The sequence below is a fragment of the Methylobacterium sp. WL116 genome (assembly GCF_008039455.1).
GTDB lineage: Bacteria > Pseudomonadota > Alphaproteobacteria > Rhizobiales > Beijerinckiaceae > Methylobacterium.
Genome location: NZ_VRUV01000656.1, coordinates 1 through 2,186 on the forward strand (window position 1 = coordinate 1; position 2,186 = coordinate 2,186).

A 2,186-nucleotide genomic window follows, 5' to 3' on the forward strand; every position below is an offset into this window, starting at 1 on the left:
CACCTGCGTGCGGTTGCGGACGATCAGCCCGGACGCGCCCGCGAGCGCCGCGCGCAGGGCGTCCGGCCGGTCGACCAGGGTCGGATCGTAGAGCGTCTCGAACCCCGCGAGCTCCGCCGCGATCGCAGCCTCGTCCATGAACTCGCTGATGACGACCTTGCGCATGGGGCGGCGATCCTTCTCCGCGGCCGGGCCGGTGCCGGCGGGCTGCCCGCTCTGCCGCGGCGTCCGGGCGACGTCGCGGCTGGGGGCATCGTCATCACGCAGCCGAGCGCGTCGGTAAAGGCGGCCGCGCCGCCTATCCGAGAGGGTGCGCCGATCGCAGCGCGATTAACCGCTTCGCAATGCCGCCCGGCGTAACGTCCCGGGCATGAGGTGCGACCAGCGACGGCGCCTCCCGACATTGCGTGACCGACGCCGACGGCCGAGCCGGCGATTCGGAGACACCGGAGCAGTTTGACCATGGCCCTCGATCTCAGCATGCCGATCCTGGTCGTCGACGACTACCAGACGATGGTTCGCATCATCCGCAACCTGCTCAAGCAGCTCGGCTTCGAGGAGGTCGACGACGCCTCCGACGGCACGGCCGCGCTGGCGCGCCTCAAGGGCCGCAAGTACGGCCTCGTGATCTCCGACTGGAACATGGAGCCGATGACCGGCTACGAGCTGCTTCGCCACGTCCGCGCCGACGAGGGCCTGCGCACCACGCCGTTCATCATGGTCACCGCCGAGTCGAAGACCGAGAACGTCATCGCCGCCAAGAAGGCTGGCGTGAACAACTACATCGTCAAGCCGTTCAACGCCGCGACCCTGAAGAGCAAGATCGAGGCGGTCTGCGGCGCCTGACCGACCTTACGGGGCCGACACGCGGAGGAATGCTGACGATGGGTTTGCAAAGACCGCTCGGCGCGACGATCAACCCGGCGACCATGGTGTCCGAGTTGATCGAGATCGCGGACTACATCGCCCACGTGCGCGACGAGATCGCGGCCCTGCGCGCCAACGAGCTGACGCACGACCGCATCCCGATGGCGCACGAGGAGCTCGGCAACGTCCTCGCCGCGACCGCCGGCGCCACCAACACCATCATGGAGGCGGCCGAGTCGATGCTGGCCCTGCCGGACGGGCCGGAATACCGCGCCGCGGTCGAGAGCGGCATCGGCACGATCTTCGAGGCCTGCGCCTTCCAGGACATCACCGGCCAGCGCATCGGCAAGGTGGTCGCCGCCCTGCAGCAGTTCGAGCTGCGGCTCGCGCGCTTCGCCAGCGCGGTGCGGGCGCGGGACGCCGCCGGACAGGACCCGGCCGAGGCCGAGCGCAACGAGCGCGCCCAGCGCCTGCTCCTCAACGGCCCGCAGCCGAACGGGCCGGCGACGGCGCAGGACGACATCGACGCCCTGTTCGCCTGAACCTCGACGGGAAGGGGCCGGCTCCGCTACAGCGTTGCGCCTGACGTCGGGGCATCGGGGAACAGCATGGCGGCACGGCTCTGGTCCGACCTGACCACGCGCGAGGTCTCCGGGCGCGGCATGGGCCGCACGGTCGCGGTGCTGCCGGTGGCCGCGATCGAGCAGCACGGCCCGCACCTGCCGCTCTGCACCGACGTGGCGATCATGGAGGGCTACCTCGCGCGCGCCCGCGCCCTGGTGCCCGCCGATCTCGACGTGCTGGTGCTGCCGGTGCAGTCGATCGGCAAGTCCGACGAGCACGACGCCTTTCCCGGTACCCTCTCGCTCACCACCGCGACCGCGCTCGCCGCCTGGACCGAGATCGGCGCGGGCGTGCACCGGGCCGGCTGCAACCGGCTGGTGATCGTCACCTCGCACGGCGGCAACAGCGCGCTGATCGACCTCGTGGCCGGCGATCTGCGCGCCCGCTTCGGCATGGTCGCGGTGACGACCGCCTGGGCGCGGTTCGGCTATCCGGAGGGATGCTTTCCCGACGACGAGATCGTCCACGGCATCCATGCCGGCGGGATCGAGACGGCGCTGATGCTGGCGCTTCGGCCCGACCTGGTTCGGCGCGAGGCGATCGCCGACTTTCCCTCGCGCACCCGCGCGATGGCGGGCGCCTTCACGCACCTGTGCGCCGGGCGTCCCGCCGCCTTCGCCTGGAAGGCCGGCGACCTCCATCCGTCGGGCGCGATCGGCGATGCCCGGCTCGGCACCGCCGAGGCGGGCATCGCC

3 protein-coding genes and 1 pseudogene are annotated in these 2,186 nt (G+C 71.4%); 3 read left to right on the forward strand and 1 reads right to left on the reverse strand.

The window, feature by feature from the left end:
- Positions 1-165: pseudogene (locus FV223_RS32125) on the reverse strand (3-phosphoglycerate dehydrogenase); the annotation flags it as partial.
- A 297-nt stretch (positions 166-462) separates the two neighbouring features.
- Between FV223_RS32125 and FV223_RS25870 the strand changes: the two are divergent.
- From FV223_RS25870 to FV223_RS25880, 3 genes are all read left to right on the forward strand, one after another.
- Positions 463-846 carry a response regulator gene (locus tag FV223_RS25870; RefSeq protein ID WP_147729619.1) on the forward strand — a complete coding sequence of 128 codons (384 nt, stop codon included), beginning with the start codon at positions 463-465 and terminating at the stop codon, positions 844-846.
- A 38-nt stretch (positions 847-884) separates the two neighbouring features.
- On the forward strand, positions 885-1,409 hold the full coding sequence (locus FV223_RS25875) for a protein phosphatase CheZ (RefSeq protein ID WP_243933132.1): 525 nt from the start codon (positions 885-887) through the stop codon (positions 1,407-1,409).
- A gap of 66 nt (positions 1,410-1,475) precedes the next feature.
- Positions 1,476-2,186, forward strand: a 711-nt coding sequence (locus FV223_RS25880; protein ID WP_147729620.1) for a creatininase family protein, incomplete at its 3' end; no start/stop codon positions are given.